Genomic DNA, 16,402 nt, shown 5'->3' with positions numbered 1-16,402 from the left:
CGCGGCTCCGGCTCAACTGCGCGTGCGAATGAGCACCTTGCCGCACGCATGCCCCGTCGCGAGCTTTTCCAGCGCTGCGCGCACTTCTTCCAGCGGGGAGACACCCGTCGTAGCCAAAAAGGAAGCAGTCAGGTGAGCCAGGCGATATCCATCACGCAATCCGGCAACCAGGATCAGACCGTCGCCAAAACCAGACGCGTGGGCGCCACACCGATATTCAGCCCGTCCGTGCGGTTGGCGAGATAACGCCGGTTCAACTCGTCTGGCGTCCAGGTTTCGCTGCTGCTGAACCCCAGCGTGCCGAGCATCCCGGCGAGCGCGGCAGGTTCGAAGAAGCTCTTCCATGGCTCGCCGCGCTGCGCGAATTGCGCCATCAATTGCTCCATGGCGATGCGCATCATGGTGGGCATGCTCGACAGCGGCAGTGCGTATTCGAACAGCACCGCGCTGCCTTTGGCGCAGCCGGCGATGAAACGTAGAGTCTCGGCAACTGCCGCTTCGTCGAGATACATGGTCACGCCGAGCCAGCTGAAAACGGCCGGCGCGTCGGCATCGAAACCCGCGCGCGCCAGGCCCTCGGCAAGTCCCACGCTCTCGAAGTCGACCGGCACGAAGCGAAGCGATGGCGGCACCGCAATGCCGGCCTCGCGCAAGCGCATCTGCTTCCATGTCTGCGTAGCGGGCAGGTCGACTTCGAAGAGTCGACCGGGCGCATCGGGATGCCTGTACGCAGTCGTATCAAGCCCCGCGCCGAGCACGACGTACTGGCGCACGCCGCGTTCGATAGCGGCGGCCCACACGTCATCGGCCAGCCGGCTGCGCACGACCACCGAACTTCGCATCCCTAAAGACGTTGGTTGACGGAACGTTTCTAGGTTGTCGCGAAGCGCCTGTATTTCTTCTGCGTCGAGGATAGTCAACGCGACAGGATCGTCCAGCACGAGCGGTCGGTCCAGCAGTTGATGTGCAGCCCGCTGCACGGCCACCTTCAACGCGCTGGGCTTGGGCGCTGCCTGAACCGGCACCGCCGTGTCGTTGCCGACGAGGTGCGCCTTGTGCAGATAGGCCAGCAGCGCATCGTCCAGGCCCACGCCCAGTTGCAGATCGGGTTCCTGCATCAAGGCATTGCGAATACGCGCCTCCAGGGCCGCATCGTCTCCGCAGAAGCTATTGCGAAACAGCTGCTGCCAGCGCCTGACGATGGCCTGTACAGGATCGGCGCCTGGGTCGACGCCCGCCTGCATGTGCGTTCTCAGTTCGATCACCAGTGCCGGCCATGCCTGCCGGTTCGTGGCGGCGAACTGACGCCGCCGCACTTCCTCGGTCTGCGCCGCGCTGAGATGCTTCGCGAACAACGCGCAGCGCGCGTGCGTGAATGCTTCGTCGATCCACGCCAACATCTGCGCTGTAATGCCGACGATCTGCTGGGCGCGCGGCTCGCCAAGCTGCATCAGCATCAACCTCGTGGCCAGTGCCGGATTGTTGCGGGTCATTCGCACCACCTGCCGGATCCAGCGCCAGGCCAACGCCTGCGCGGCGCTGCTTTCGGCCGGCAGCGATTGCTCCACGGCGCGCCGCACCTCGTCGATGAGTTCGGTCCATGACGGGTCAGTTGGCGCAACCGTATCCGGCCCGGATGCGAGCAGCGTGTCGAGTTCGTCGTCGTTCAGGTGTTTGCGGTACATGTCCATCAGCTCCAGAGCGTCCAGCCAGTCGATCGCCGTGGTCTCGCTGCCGGCGGCGATCATGTCGACCAGGTGCTGCAAATGGCGGCCAAGGCGTTGCGCGCGCAGTGCCTGCGCATCGAGTTCCGCGATCTGCCGCTGCAGAATGTGCAGCGGTGCGTCAGCCAACGGGCCGTCGAGGCTGGACATGATGTCGGCAAGCGAATAGCCGTACCGTTTCAATGCCTCGATACGGTGAAGCCGAATCAGGTCGTCGCGCCCGTACAGGCGCGCGCCGCCGTCCGTGCGCTGCGACGGTGACAGCAATCCGATTGCGTCGTAGTGATGCAGGGTTCTGATGCTTAACCCTACCTTCTTCGCCAGTTCGCCGATTTTTAGTTGCATGGCCTTCCCAGTCGTCGGGCTAACCATAAAAGGTAACGTAACGTCAGGTGCAAGCGAAACGCCGCGCGTTTCAGCTTTCGTGCGGCGACTGGCGCGATGGCCGCGCGGCCCCGCCGCTCGCACTGCCCCACTGCTCCTGCAACAAATCAATGAACGCACGCAATCCGGCGGGAATATGCCGGTTGCCGGGGAAATACAGAAACAGCCCCGGAATCGCCGGGCACCAGTCGCTCAGCACCGCGACGAGCCGCTTTTTCGCCAGCGCATCACGCGCATAGGGCTCCGGCACGTAGGCGATGCCGAGTCCGTCCAGTGCCGCTTCGACCATCAGCGTGTTGCTGTCGAGCGTCAACGCACCTGGCGGATCGATCGTGATCGCCTCGCCATGACGCGCGAATTCCCAGCGATAACGCCTGCCGCCCGGCAGCCGTTGCCGGATGCAACGATGCGCCTGCAACTCCTCGGGCACGGCAGGCCGCCCGTGTTTGCGCAGATAGCGCGGCGACGCGACGGCCAGAAAACGGAAATCCTCGCTGACACGAACCGCGATCATGTCCTTGTGCACTGCTTCGCCCAGCCTGATGCCGGCATCGAAACCTTCCGCGACGATGTCGACGAACCGCCCTTCGGACACGAGATCCAGCTCCATCTGCGGATACATCGCCAGAAAACGCGGCACGACGGTCTGCAGCAGTTGCCGGATCGCGCCATCGCTGCCGTTGATGCGCAGGGTTCCGCGCAACGCCTTGTCGTCGCGCGCAACGTCGTCCAGCACGTGATCGAGGTCGCTGAGCACGGGGCGCAGCCGCGCGAGCAGACGCTCGCCCGCTTCCGTCAGTGACACGCTACGGGTAGTCCGATGCAGCAGGCGCACGGCCAGATCGTCTTCGAGGCCGCGCATGGCATGGCTCAGCGCCGAGCGCGACAAGCCCAGTTCGCCGGCCGCCTGCACGAAGCTGCGCCGCGCGGCGACCACCATGAAAGCCTGCAGATCGGCGAGCGTCGGTTTGCCCATTGGTGAATTTCCTTCAACACGTGATGCGGATTGGCGGCACTTCTGCGGCGAATCATACCGCTCTAGCATGAACGCTCAAACCTTCAACGGAGCGGGAGCATGGCGAAGAACTGGCTGATAACGGGCGCGTCGAGCGGTCTGGGGCGCGCAATGGCAGAACGGCTGCTTGCGCGGGGTGACAGCGTCGTGGCGACGCTGCGCACGCCGGGCAGCCTGGACGATCTGCGCGAACAATACGGCGACCGGCTGCACGTCGCGCAATGCGATCTGACGCGCGTCGATACGATCCGCACCGCCGTCGCACAGGCGTTTGCTGCGCTTGGGCACATCCACGTCGTCGTCAGTAACGCGGGCTATGGGCTCTTCGGCGCGGCCGAGGAACTTGGCGACGCGCAGATCGAACGGCAGATCGCGACCAATCTGACCGGCTCGATCCAGCTGATTCGCGCAGTCGTGCCGCGTCTGCGGCAGCAAGGCGGCGGACGCATCGTGCAGGTGTCGTCGGAAGGCGGGCGCGTCGGCTACCCGGCCTTCAGCGCGTACCATGCGACGAAATGGGGCATCGAGGGCTTCATCGAAGCTGTTGCGAAGGAGGTTCTGCCGTTCGGCATCGATTTCGTGATCGTGGAACCCGGCGCCACGCGCACCCACTTCGGCGCCGGCCTCGACCGCGCACAACCGATGCCTGTGTACGACGCGACGCCCGTGGACGACATCCGGCGTGCGCTCGAAAACGGCTACTTCGAATTTGCAGACGCGGAAAAGACGGTGGACGCGATGATCGCGACGATCGACAACCCGTCTGCTCCGTTGCGGCTGACGCTAGGCAGGTTCGCATACGAATCGATCCGCACGTCGCTGATGAAACAGCTCGAGATCCTGGAGGCGCAAAAGGAGATCGCCTTTTCGGTGATGGGAGATGCCTAGATTCGGAAAATGGACGGCGGCGACATGTGACGATCGGCATCCGTTGCAGGAGAGATCGCGCCACGTATAGCGGTTGAGCGCCGCTGCGATCACGCCGGGCGCGAAGTGGCGATCAGTATGCCGAAGCGGTCGCTGTGTGATCCTAACGAGCCGCCACCATCAACACGAAAAGCGCGTTATTGAGGGCATGGAACGCTATTGGCATCGCCAATCCTTTCGTTTTCCTGGCGAGCCACCCTGCAATCAAGCCAAACGCAGCAAGGTAGACGAAGTGCTGGCCGTCGTGGTGCAAGCCCGCAAACAGGAGCGCTTGCAGGATATTGGCCCAGCCGAAGCTCAGGTGGCGTGAAAGCCCGCCCAGCAGGCAGCCGCGAAAGACCAGTTCCTCCATGATGGGCACCCAGACCGACATGATCGCCAGCGCAAGCGGTATGCCGCCGAGCGACTGCGCGCCATGGACGAGCGCAACCGACCAGGTGGCGTCGGACCAGACAGGCGGCATGGCAGCGCGGTGCCGCAACCACTGATAGGCGGCCACCCCGAGCAGCGCCGCCGGAAGCAGAAACCACCGCTTGTTCCACCGGCCGCTGCCGGTCCATTCACGCCACGAAAGCAGCCTGCCGACCGGAATGAGCGCGATGGAGCAAAACAACAGCGTCCACAGATGCGACACCGCGACGCGCTTCGGCCACCCCATGCGGCCCACGCCGCTTCCCGAAGGCGATATCGACGTGTTGCCTCCGAAACGGAGCATCGCTACCGCGTAGAGCGCGAGCAACAAGATCGCAAGCGCGAGCCATGCATGCCGCAATCCGATGCGCTCGAACAGCGGCACGCAGGGCTTACCGATGCGTTGCCGAACGGTGCCGCGATAGTGGACCGGAAAAACCAGCAGCGCCGGAGCCGCGACAAAGGCGAACAGACAGCCGGCAAGCGCCCACGCGAGCGGAATGAGATCCGCGCGCGCGGCAAGTGACGGATCGAGCCGAAGCAGACGGGCGTACGCCGAAACGAGGTGGCCTGCATCTTTCGTTGCCGCGTACTGATCGCTGATGACGTCGGCGGCGGCTTTCGCGTCCGCGGCAGCGAAGGCCACGTCGAGGCGGAATTGCCGGTCCTGCGGTGTGCCGATCTTGCGTGACGCCTTGTCGGCGCTCAGCAGAGCGTCCGCGCCGGCGGCGTCTCCGGTACGCTCCAGGGCACGCGCCGCCGTATAGGAATCGATCTTCAGCCCGGCGCGCTGCGCGCGATGCAACTCATCGATCGCGGCATTTCCCGGAAGAATCTCCGTCGCCGTGCGGATCCGCGATGTTTCCGCCCACGCGAACTTCGGCAACGGCGCCGCTTCGAGCAACCGGGTCGCCGCGGCGGGGTCGCCCTTCTTGGCGAGATAGCGCATGGCGGGAACGAGTTGCACGCTGGCGGGATCCAGCTGCGTGGCGAGAACGGCCTCCTTGCCCGAGCGTTCGTCGTTCTTCACGTAGGCGTAGGCGCGTGCAAGCGCAGCATGCAAACGCGCCTGCTGCGATGAAGACCAGTTCCGGGCGCGCGGCACGAGCGGCTCACCGAACGCAATCGCCGGCTCGCCGAACTTGTGTTCGAGCAGGAACAACTCGACTTCCACATCCGACGCATGCTGTCTTTCGAGGGTTTCCCGGCAGGCATCGAAGTCTTTTCCCGCCGCGTCGGCCCAGGTCAATTCTTCCGACATGCCGAAATGCTCACTGAATTGGCATGCCGACAATGCCAGCGCGGCATCGGCCGGGTGTTCAAGCATCGCTCGCCGATACGATGCCAGCGTGTGGTCGTATGCGGCCTTCTCGCTGTTCTCCACGACGCGGGCTGCCTCGCTCGACGCGCGGAGTTCGTCGACCCGCATATCCGTACCTTCCGAAGCGGCGGCGCGGCCAATCGATAACGCAGCGAAAGCGCAAAGCGCCATGAATCTGGATGTTGTTTTACGCATGATCGACGAACCCTATGCGACGAACCCTATGAGCCATCTGCCATTAACGGCATCCGGCAGGCAATCTTGAGCGCGACATCTCGCACGGCGTTATCGGCTCCGCGCCCTGAAAAACGATGCGAATCGGATGGCAGGGCAGCAGCGAAGCTCATCGGGCAATTGATAATCAAATCACATCAATCGTTCCGAAAATCGCACTTATCGTTTTTCCGGCTTCGGGCGAACATTGCCCAAAACACAAACACCCAGACCCCCGCGCATTTTCCGGATTTCAGGAGACACCTCGATGCACCCCTCGTCTAGCCTTCCGACTGGACATTCGAAGGCCGCCACGGTCTTTCGCGTCACGGCCGGCAATTTCCTCGAGCAGTTCGACTTCTTCCTGTTCGGCTTCTACGCCACGCAGATCTCCAAAGTCTTCTTTCCCGCCGAGAGCGAGTTCGCCTCGTTGATGATGACGTTCGCCGTCTTCGGCGCCGGCTTCCTGATGCGCCCGCTAGGCGCAATCGTGCTGGGCGCCTACATCGACGAAGCCGGCCGCCGCAAAGGCCTCATCGTCACGCTCTCCATCATGGCGAGCGGCACCATTCTCATCGCGTTCATCCCCGGTTACGCCACGATCGGACTTCTCGCGCCGGCGCTCGTACTGCTCGGTCGGCTGCTGCAGGGCTTTTCGGCAGGTGCCGAGCTGGGTGGCGTGTCGGTCTATCTGGCCGAAATGGCCACGCCTGGCCGCAAGGGCTTCTTCACGAGCTGGCAGTCCGCGAGCCAGCAGGTCGCGATCGTCATCGCAGCGGGCCTCGGCTTCGCGCTCAATCAATGGCTGAGCGTCGCGGCTATCGCCGCGTGGGGCTGGCGCGTACCGTTTTTCGTCGGCTGCATGATCGTGCCGTTCATCTTCATGCTGCGCCGCAATCTGGCAGAAACGCAGGAATTCAAGATGCGCCAGCATCGCCCCGGCATGAAGGAAGTGTTCGGCACGTTGCTGCAAAACTGGGGCGTCGTGATTGCCGGCATGTTGCTGGTGGCGATGACCACCACGAGCTTCTACCTCATCACGGTCTATGCGCCCACCTTCGGCAAGACGGTGCTGCACCTGAGCACCGCCGACAGCCTGCTCGTCACGCTGTGTGTCGGCGTGTCGAACTTCGTGTGGTTGCCGGTGGGCGGTGCGCTCTCCGACAAGATCGGCCGCCGGCCGCTCCTCGTCGGCATGACGGTGCTGACCATCGCCACCGCCTATCCTGCGCTTTCGCTGCTCGCTCACGCGCCGTCGTTCGTCAACATGCTGCTCGTGCTCCTCTGGCTCTCGTTCATGTACGGCATCTACAACGGCGCGATGGTCGTGGCGCTCACGGAAGTGATGCCGGTCCAGGTGCGCGTTGCCGGCTTCTCGCTGGCCTACAGCCTCGCGACAGCCGTGTTCGGCGGCTTCACGCCGGCCATCTCGACGGCACTCATCCACATGACCGGCGACAAGGCTGCCCCTGGCTACTGGATGAGCCTCGCCGCGGCGTGCGCCCTCTGCGCAACGTTCGCGCTCTATCGCCGCCGCGCGGCGACGCTGACGCCGGCACACTAATGCCGGCGCACTGATGCCCAGACCGTCCGTATCCTCGCGAACCACACACACGACACCCCCCACCTCAACCATGAAAAATCTGCTTCTGAAACTCGGCGCGGCCGCGCTCGTTGCCACCTCCGCAGCGGCGGCGAACGTACAGGCCGCCGACCTGCACGTCATGAGTTCGGGCGGCTTCACCGCCGCCTACAAGGTGCTCGGCCCCCGCTTCGCCGCCCAGACAGGCGACACGCTGGAAACCGCGCTCGGCCCGTCGATGGGCAAATCGCCCGAAGCGATTCCGAACAGGCTCGCGCGTGGCGAGCCTGCTGACGCCGTCATCATGGTCGGCTATGCGCTCGACGATCTGATCAAGCAAGGCAAAGTCATTCCCGGATCGCGGGTCGAGCTGGCCGATTCGCGCATCGGCATGGTCGTGCGCGAGGGCGCGGCGAAACCCGACATCAGCTCGCCCGAAGCGCTCAAGCAAACGCTGCTGCATGCGAAGTCGATTGCCTACTCGGACAGCGCGAGCGGCGTCTATATCGAGCGGGAGCTGTTCAAGAAACTCGGTATCGAGGATGAGGTGAAATCGAAGGCAAAGATGATTCCGCGAATTCCCGTGGCGTCGGTGGTCGCGAACGGAGATGATGAAATCGGCTTCCAGCAGGTGAGCGAGTTGCTGCCCGTGCAGGGCGCGACCTTCGTCGGCAAGATTCCGGAGTCTCTGCAGTCGGTCACGCGCTTCGCCGCGGGCATCCCCGTCGGGGCGCAACATCCGAAGGAAGCGAAGGCGCTGCTCGACTATCTCGCCTCACCCGGCGTGCAGCCCGAAGTGAAAGCGACCGGTCTCGATTCCGTTTCCGCACATTGAGACAAGACCGCGGGAAGGCTTGCGTCAGCCGGCTTTTCCCTCACGCCGGGCGGGGGTTACGGCCGGGGTTACGGCCGGGGTTACGGCCGGGGTTACGGCCGGGGTCACAGCCTCATCACCGGCATCATCGCCGCCGCCCGAGCCGCCCGGCTCGGCCCCGCTGAGCCTCTGCGCAAGCCGCGTACGATCGCATGCGCCTTCCCACAACGACACGAAGATCACCGCGCAGGCATTGCTGATCACGCTCGTCAGGGCGCGCGCTTCGGACATGAAGCGATCGATGCCCACGAGAAGCGCTACCCCGGCAACGGGCAGATCGGGAATCACCGCGAGCGTAGCGACGAGCGCAATCAACCCGCTGCCGGACACGCCCGCCGCGCCCTTGGACGTGAGCAGCATGACGGCGAGCATCGTCGCGATCTGCGTCGCCGAAAGCGGCACGTCGCACGCCTGCGCAATGAACAACGAGGCGAGCGTCAGATAGATCGCGGTGCCGTCCAGGTTGAACGAGTAGCCCGCGGGCAGCACGAGCCCCACAACGCCTTTGTCGCAGCCCAGCGACTCCAGCTTGACGATCAGGCGCGGCAATACCGGCTCCGTAGACGACGTCGCGAGAACAATGAGCAACTCCTCGCGCAGGTAGCGCAGGAGCCGCCAGAGCGAGAAACCGTGCAGCCGCGCGAGCGACGCGAGGACCAGCGCCACGAAGAGCCCGCATGCCACGTAGAACGACACCATCAGCATGGCGAGCGAGCCGACCGAGCCAATGCCGAAGCGGCCCACCGTGAACGCCATCGCCCCGAACGCGCCCAGCGGCGCGAGCCGCATGATCATTGCGAGAATGCGAAACACGATCTCGGCGATGCCGTCGATCAACGCCAGCACCGGCCGACCGGCCTGCGGATGTGCGTTCAGCGCAAAGCCGAACAGCACCGAGAGCAGCAACACAGGCAGCACATCACCCTTCGCGAAAGCGGCGAACATCGTGTCCGGGATCACGCTCAGCGCGAAGTCCACGAGCCCGTGCGCCTGTGCATGCTTCGTATAGGGCGCGAGGATGCTCGAATCCAGACGATGCACATCGATGTGCATGCCGGCACCAGGCCGCAGCACGAATGCGGTGACGAGCCCCAACAGGAGCGCTGCCGCAGTCAGGAGATAGAAGAGCGCCAGCGCCCGCACGATCGTGCGTCCGATCGCCTTGCCGTTGGCCAGCGACGCGATGCCCGAGACGATCGTGCAAAAGACGACCGGCGCGATCATCATCCGCACGAGGCCTACGAATGCATCGCTGAGCGGCTTGAACATCGCGCCCGCAGTCGGCCAGAAATGGCCGACGGTCACGCCAAGCACCATGGCCACGAGGACCTGCACGTACAACGAACCCGGCGGTCTTGCCCACCTCACGATGCTGTCTTCCTTCCAGTCTTTTCTATCGTCGTCGCGTTCATGCAGCGCTGCGGGCCATGCCGCCGCGCTTCGCTTCGATGATCGCCCGGTGAAATTCCTCTGCGGCCGGCGTGAGCGGCCGTCCGCGCCGCTTCACGATGCCCACGCGCCGTTTCACTGCCGGTTCGACGAGCGGCACGCTCGTGAGAACAGGGTGATCCTGTCCGGGCATGGCCATCGACGGCACCGCAGCCACGCCGAGCCCCGCTTCCACCAACCCGAGCATCGTGGTGACGTGCCGCGTCTCGCACACGCTCGGCGCACGCGGCGCCACCGCCGAAAGCGCCTGGTCGAGCAACAGGCGGTTGCCTGAAGTCTTGTCCACCGACACGTACTCGTGCTCGTAAAGCTCGTTCCACGTGACGCGCTTCTTGCGCGCGAGGGGATGGTCGCGGCGACAGGCCACGACAAAGCGCTCCTGCAGCAACAACTTGAACTCGATGTCGGACTCCTGGCTGCCCATGAAACTCACGCCGAAGTCGGCCTCGCCGCTGATAACAGCGCCCAGCACTTCGTTCGCGCTCGAATCCAGCAGCTTGACCCTGATGCGTGGAAAGCGGCGATGATAGTTCGCGATGACGTTCGGCAGGAAATAGTAGGCCACCGAAGGCACGCACGCGATGGTCACGTGGCCCAGGCGGCTCGACGAAACATCGCGGATGCCGAGCAGCGCGACGTCGAGATCGTCGAGCAGCTGTTCGGCGCTGCGGGCAAATACGCGGCCCACAGTGGTGAGCGTGACACTGCGCGTGGTGCGCTCGATGAGACGCACGCCGAGCGCTTCTTCGAGTTTGTCGATCCGACGGCTCAAGGCCGGCTGGGAAATGCTGACCGCCTCGGCGGCCTTGCGGAAGCTTCCCAACTCCACCACGGCGCGAAACGCCTGCAAGTCCGTCAAATCAAAGTTAATCGCCACGGGGCCGGTCTCCGCATCTCAGATCCCGGGTATTTTGCCCGATTGAGCCGGACGCACCGCGCCGAGGGGTCTTTCGTCTGCGCGCAGTGCTGAACCCGTCGATGGCTTGCGTCGGTGGCTTGCGTCGATATGCCTGTCTCGTCGCGATCAGCCGGGTGGGTCCGCCATGGCGCACTGGCCGTCGGCTGTCGGATTCGCACCGTCAGGCGCGGCGTCCGGCACCCGCCCAAACAGCGCCGCCCTGCCGCACGGCGATGCGTACATGCGGGTGCTGCTATGTCCAACGCCTGGCACCTCGAGAACGCGCTGGCCGAGATGTCCGCCGCTTTGGGTGCGCAGCCAGGCGACGTAGTCGAGCCCGCGTGCAAAGCGCGTAGGGCCCTGTGCCTCGGCGGCGCATGAACGGTCCAGTTCCTTGTGGTTCGGATCGATGTCTGCCGTACCGAGGAGATACACGACGTCCTGCGCCAGGTAATGCGCTTCGACGGCGGACACGGAGACGGGTTGCTGGACATAGGGCGGCAGACCGCCATCGAGCCCATATTCCCAGCGGTTCAGGCGCGGGCACGACGCGGCTGACGTAGCAACGGGCCGCGCCTCGCCGAAATACAGATACGACGACGGATTGGCCACCACGTAGCGGATCGCGATGCCTTGCGCGAGCAGTGGCGCCTGCCCCCGGCCCACTGCCGCATAGCGTTGCACGTACTGTCCGCCGGCCGAGTGCCCGGCCAGCACGACCTGTTCGAGCGACGGAAAGAGCCGCCGGTCGGCAAGGCGCGCGAAGATGGTGTCGACCACGCTGAACGAACTGATGGGCGCGGGCCCGTGGGCGTCGTAGCCCGTCTTCCAGCCGTCCCGGCCCCAGCGCAGTATGTCGCCGGGCAGGTGATGCGCCTCGATGTCCGCGGCGATGAGGAACTGCGGCGTGATGATGACCGTGTGCTGCGCAGCCGGCCCCGCCTCGACCGCCGCCCGCTCCGCCGACGTCAGGTCTCGCCGCGGCCAGCCGTGAATGACCACGACGGCACGCGTCACGTCGGGCTGCGGCACCGACCAGTCGCGCGTCACGTGAATCGGGACAACGCCCCGGCCCGCCGGCGTCGCGACCTCGAGCCGGCCGTCCTGCACGACCGGCACTGGCGTGAGCACTAGCGGATCGGTCCTCGGCTGCGCGGACGCGGCTGCTTCGACAGACGCCGCCTGCCCGGCGCATCCCGACGCAACCTGCAGCAAGAGTCCGAGGGCGGCGGCAGCCAGCACGCGTGAGCAGGGGGTGGAGCGCATGTTCGTCCGCATGTTCGTCCTTTCCGTTATCCGGGCATGAATTCCTTTAACGCACGCGGCGGGCGAATCCGTCGCGGGCCGCCGTAACTTCCTCTGGCCCCCTGCTCGCGGTCAAGCCCGGTCTATCGGCGCAGTCACCCGATCTCGAACCGCCGGTTGCGGTGCCGCCGACCGCTGGAGCCCTCCTCTTCCTGTCGTTCTCGATATGCGTCAAGTGGCGCCTGGAAGCCCTGCGGACAAAGACATTCCGCACGATTCGCCGTTTCAGCGAATGCTCCATTGCGCGGCTTTCCCGCCTTCGAGTTACGGAGCCTTTCTTCCGGAAATGCGTCGCTAAAAACGCACGTGCGTGCGACCTTTCGGTCTTTTGCCTGGAGCAAACCCTGAAGCAAACGATTTGCGCGCGCATTGCGATTTAGGAAATGCGCGACGGCGACGAAATAGCAAGACAAGAGATCGTTCAATGCGAACCACAGGAGGACACGCGTATGAACTTCAAGGAAATGACGGTGCGAGCCAAACTCACCGTGACCTTCGGCCTGCTGGCGTCCCTCGTTCTGCTCGTTTCGGGGATCGCGCTGCGTGCGCTTGGCGACGCGAACGAACGGTTTTCGGACTACGTGAGCGGCATCAGCGCCCGCGCGGAACTGGCCGAACAGGTTCGCACCGCAGTGGATCGGCGCGCGATTGCCGCGCGCAACCTCGTGCTCGTGACCAAACCCAGCGACATCGAAATCGAAAAGGCGGCCGTCACGCAAGCCCACGAAGATGTGCAGGCGCGGCTTCGCCAGTTGAAGGAAGCGGTGGCGAACAGCGCGAGCGCAACCCAGCAGGCGCGCGAACTCGTGGCCGGCATCGACCGCGTCGAAACGCAGTACGGCCCTGTCGCGCTTGCCATCGTCGACGCCGCCCTGCACAACCAGCACGATCATTCCATCGCGATGATGAACGACCAGTGCCGCCCGCTGCTTGCCGAACTCATCAAGGCAACGAACGCCTATAGCCATTACACGCGTAGCCGCGCGCAGCAGATGATGCAGGAGTCCGCCGAACACTATGCGAGCCAGCGTGTCCTGCTGATCGGCATCTGTCTCGCCGCCCTTGCGGCTGCTGTGGTCGCGGCGCTGCTCATCACGCGCGGCCTCACGCGATCGCTTGGCGCAGAGCCATCCACGCTCAGCGACATCACGCGCCGCGTGGCCGCAGGCGATCTGAGCACGGTTGCCGGCGCCCAAAGTGCGCCGAAGGGCAGCGTGCTCGCCTCGATGAGCGAGATGCAGGCAAGCCTCGTGCGGCTGATCGCCCAGGTTCGCACCGCCGCCGACGGCATCGCCACAGGCTCCAGCGAAATTGCTTCGGGCAACCAGGATTTGTCTTCGCGTACGGAACAGCAGGCGTCTTCGCTGCAGGAAACGGCTTCGAGCATGGAGGAACTCACCTCCACCGTGCGGCAGAACGCGGAGAACGCGCAGCAGGCGAGCGCGCTGGCCGGCAATGCGTCCGAGGTGGCGCACAAGGGCAGCACCGTAGTGGGTCAGGTCGTGGAGACCATGACCGACATCAGCCACAGCTCGTCGAAGATTGCGGAGATCACCGGCATCATCGAAGGCATCGCATTCCAGACCAACATCCTCGCGCTCAACGCCGCGGTGGAAGCCGCTCGCGCCGGCGAGCAGGGCCGCGGCTTCGCGGTGGTGGCCAGCGAAGTGCGCAGCCTCGCGCAACGCTCCTCGAGCGCGGCGAAGGAAATCAAGGATCTGATTGCCGCCTCCGTGCAGAAGATCCAGGACGGCTCGCGCCTTGCCGACGACGCGGGCAGCACCATGGTCGAAGTCACCCAGGCCGTGGCGCGCGTGACCGACATCATGGGCGAGATCGCGGCGGCCTCCACCGAACAGAGCCGCGGCATCGAGCAGGTCAACGTCGCAATCACGCAGATGGACGAAGTCACGCAGCAGAACGCGGCGCTCGTGGAAGAAGCAGCGGCGGCGTCGAGGTCGCTCGAAGACCAGGGGCATCAGTTGACCGAGGCCGTGTCGTTCTTCCGTCTGGGTTCGAACGAGGAAGCCCGGTATGGCCGGCTCGCGGTGGCCCCGGCCGCGCCAGCCGCAACGGCCGCAACGGCACGCAAGCCGGCAGCGAAGCGCCGTGCGGCTGACCGGCCTGCGGTTTCGAGCCGCACGCCGGTGGCGGCGCCCGCGTCCGCTCCCGCCCTTGCGAGCGCGAATGCCGCTCGCGACTGGGAAACCTTTTGACGCTCGCATACCGCTTCATCACGGGAGAATGCAATGAACGCAGTCATGGAGTCCGCGCGGCTCGCGCGCGCCGGGCGTATTGGGTGAGGCTGCGCAAGCTCACGCTTTCGGCTCTCCACGTTGCGTTGCGCGGCCCGCTTCGACAGGCGCGAAGCGATCAGGTATCGCGGGCGGCCCCGTCTGCCCGCGAGCCATACGGGTTCCAGTGAAAACACCTGGCATGCCGCGGCGATGCGGCAATCTCGGGCCCAGGTCCAATTCTGTTGATGTCCATCCCGCCTGGTTGCGCCAACGGGCGAGCAGTGACAAGGCGAGTTGCAGACGCCTTCGGCACGCCGCCAGGGATTACCCCATCTATAACCGCACGGAATAGCCCACGCCAATCCCGGTCTTTGACAGTCGAATTTGACGGTCCTACCGTAGGGCCACCCATAACGATGCGTTCTAAACAACGCATTTCGACTCAAGAACGGACTACATGAACAGTCGACTCTTCCCCTTGCTTCTCGGCATGCTGGCTGCGGCGGGTGCCGTGTATCCGTTCACCGCTCACGCGCAGGCCGATTCGCGCCCGGTGATTCGTGCGGCCTCCGGCGCCGAGGACATCGCGACGCTCGACCCTGACCGCGCCACGTCGACGAACGACGTCACCGTCGTTGCCGAGATATTCAATGGCCTCGCGCGTTTCGCCCCCGGCAGCGCTGATCCGAAATCGCTCGAAGCGGATCTTGCCGAAAGCTGGCAAGCCTCGAGCGACAGCAAGGTCTGGACGTTTCATCTGCGTCACGGCGTCCAGTTCCAGGGCGGCTGGGGCGAGTTGACCTCCGCAGATGTCGTCTACTCGCTCAAGCGCGCCGCAGACCCCAAGCGTTCGAGCTTCGCCGCGAGCTTTGCCGAAATCGACGGCGTCGAAGCCGTTGACCCCTATACCGTGCGCGTCACGTTGAAGTACCCGGACGCCAATTTTCCCGGGCGCGTGTCGAACTATCACGGCGGTTATATCGTCAGCATGAAGGCTGCCGAAAAATACGGCAGTCAATTCGGCAATCATCCGGTCGGCACCGGCCCGTTCGCATTTGGCGAGCACGTCACGCAGCAGTACGTGAAACTGGTCGCGAACGACCAGTACTTCCGCGGCAAGCCGAAGCTCGCGGGCATCACCTGGCGGATGATTCCCTCAGACAGCGATCGCGAGCTGGCCTTCGCTTCCGGCGAACTCGACGTCATTTACGGCAAGCGCGAGCAGCGCTGGGTAGAACGCGAGCGCAAGCGCAACGGGGCGCACGTCGACATCTTCCAGCCGGCGGAATTCCGCACGCTGTTCATCAACCGCACCATCAAGCCGCTCGACAACCTCAAGGTGCGTGAAGCGATTGCCGAGTCGATCAACATCGACGAGATCATGCATTACGTGGGCGCCGACGTAGCCGTCAAGGGATGCTCGGCCGTTCCGCCGGGCTACCTCGGAGAAGACTGCTCGAGCGGCGGCTACGCGTACAACGTCGAGAACGCGCGCAAGTTGCTGGCGCAGGCCGGCTATCCGAACGGAGTCGCGATCAAATCGATCGTGTCGAACATCTCGGCGCAGCGGCCCATCATGGAAATCATCCAGGCACAGCTGGCCAAAGCCGGAATCAAGCTGGACATGCAGATCGTCGATCACTCGACTTACCAGGCGCAAAGCCGGAAAGATCTGAGCGCGCTTGTCTTCTACGGCGCGGCGCGTTATCCGGATGCCGATATCTGGCTAAGCGAGTTCTACGATTCGGCTGCCTCGGTGAATACGCCGACAGCGATGTCCAACTTCTCGCATTGTTCGGTCGCCGACGCCGATATCCGCGCGGCGCGCGTCGAGCCGGATCTCAACAGAAAGCTCGCGTCGTGGAAAAGCGCGCAGCAGAAGATTCACGACGACGTGTGCTCCGTGCCGCTCTTCGGTCTGCTCCAGGTCTGGGTGCACAGCGACAAGGTGCAGTATGGCTACGACCTGAAAGGCTCGCTGAACCTCGCCCCGCTCATTACCGAAAAGACCACGCTGGCTGATCACTGAAACCGGTAATGCGTCGAACTGTTTCATTCATCG

The 16,402-nt window shown here is 64.5% G+C and carries 11 protein-coding genes; 5 read left to right on the top strand and 6 right to left on the bottom strand.

Annotation, left to right across the window (positions count from 1 at the left end):
• Positions 1 to 173: 173 nt before the first annotated feature.
• Entirely contained in the window at positions 174 to 2,069 is a 1,896-nt protein-coding gene (locus PXJ20_RS15065) for an SAM-dependent methyltransferase (protein ID WP_421031260.1), read from the bottom strand.
• Positions 2,070 to 2,139: 70 nt separating this feature from the next.
• Positions 2,140 to 3,084 carry a LysR family transcriptional regulator gene (locus PXJ20_RS15060; RefSeq protein WP_421031261.1) on the bottom strand — a complete coding sequence of 315 codons (945 nt, stop codon included), beginning with the start codon at positions 3,082 to 3,084 and terminating at the stop codon, positions 2,140 to 2,142.
• A 99-nt stretch (positions 3,085 to 3,183) separates the two neighbouring features.
• Here PXJ20_RS15060 and PXJ20_RS15055 point away from each other — a divergent pair, with 99 nt between their 5' ends.
• Positions 3,184 to 4,011 (top strand): SDR family oxidoreductase, encoded by an 828-nt coding sequence (locus PXJ20_RS15055; RefSeq protein WP_421031262.1) that lies wholly within the window; start codon positions 3,184 to 3,186, stop codon positions 4,009 to 4,011.
• Between the two features lie 142 nt (positions 4,012 to 4,153).
• Here the strand turns inward: PXJ20_RS15055 and PXJ20_RS15050 are convergent, their stop codons facing one another.
• Positions 4,154 to 5,890 (bottom strand): CPBP family intramembrane glutamic endopeptidase, encoded by a 1,737-nt coding sequence (locus PXJ20_RS15050; RefSeq protein WP_421031263.1) that lies wholly within the window; start codon positions 5,888 to 5,890, stop codon positions 4,154 to 4,156.
• Between the two features lie 373 nt (positions 5,891 to 6,263).
• Between PXJ20_RS15050 and PXJ20_RS15045 the strand changes: the two genes are divergently transcribed.
• Both PXJ20_RS15045 and PXJ20_RS15040 read left to right on the top strand, forming a co-directional pair.
• Positions 6,264 to 7,559 (top strand): MFS transporter, encoded by a 1,296-nt coding sequence (locus PXJ20_RS15045; protein WP_199542164.1) that lies wholly within the window; start codon positions 6,264 to 6,266, stop codon positions 7,557 to 7,559.
• Positions 7,560 to 7,629: 70 nt separating this feature from the next.
• Entirely contained in the window at positions 7,630 to 8,412 is a 783-nt protein-coding gene (locus PXJ20_RS15040; RefSeq protein WP_421031264.1) for a substrate-binding domain-containing protein, read from the top strand.
• A gap of 24 nt (positions 8,413 to 8,436) precedes the next feature.
• On the opposite strand, the gene dctA is transcribed toward PXJ20_RS15040, so the two are convergent.
• The 3 genes from dctA to PXJ20_RS15025 all read right to left on the bottom strand — a co-directional run bounded on the left by dctA (position 8,437) and on the right by PXJ20_RS15025 (position 12,076).
• Entirely contained in the window at positions 8,437 to 9,819 is a 1,383-nt protein-coding gene (dctA, locus tag PXJ20_RS15035) for a C4-dicarboxylate transporter DctA (protein ID WP_421031265.1), read from the bottom strand.
• Positions 9,820 to 9,859: 40 nt separating this feature from the next.
• On the bottom strand, positions 9,860 to 10,777 hold the full coding sequence (locus PXJ20_RS15030) for a LysR family transcriptional regulator (protein WP_026121190.1): 918 nt from the start codon (positions 10,775 to 10,777) through the stop codon (positions 9,860 to 9,862).
• A 147-nt stretch (positions 10,778 to 10,924) separates the two neighbouring features.
• Positions 10,925 to 12,076 carry an alpha/beta hydrolase gene (locus PXJ20_RS15025; RefSeq protein WP_421031266.1) on the bottom strand — a complete coding sequence of 384 codons (1,152 nt, stop codon included), beginning with the start codon at positions 12,074 to 12,076 and terminating at the stop codon, positions 10,925 to 10,927.
• Positions 12,077 to 12,552: 476 nt separating this feature from the next.
• Between PXJ20_RS15025 and PXJ20_RS15020 the strand changes: the two genes are divergently transcribed.
• Together PXJ20_RS15020 and PXJ20_RS15015 are read left to right on the top strand one after the other, a co-directional pair.
• Complete coding sequence (locus tag PXJ20_RS15020) at positions 12,553 to 14,319, top strand: methyl-accepting chemotaxis protein (RefSeq protein WP_421031267.1); 1,767 nt, start codon at positions 12,553 to 12,555, stop codon at positions 14,317 to 14,319.
• A 478-nt stretch (positions 14,320 to 14,797) separates the two neighbouring features.
• Positions 14,798 to 16,369 (top strand): ABC transporter substrate-binding protein, encoded by a 1,572-nt coding sequence (locus PXJ20_RS15015; protein WP_421031268.1) that lies wholly within the window; start codon positions 14,798 to 14,800, stop codon positions 16,367 to 16,369.
• The last annotated feature ends 33 nt before the right edge of the window (positions 16,370 to 16,402 follow it).

Source organism: Paraburkholderia sp. A1RI_3L (assembly GCF_048957895.1).
Classification (GTDB): Bacteria; Pseudomonadota; Gammaproteobacteria; order Burkholderiales; family Burkholderiaceae; genus Paraburkholderia; species Paraburkholderia kururiensis.
The sequence above is the reverse complement of the archived record's forward strand: the minus strand, read 5'-3'. Positions and strand labels throughout refer to the sequence as shown.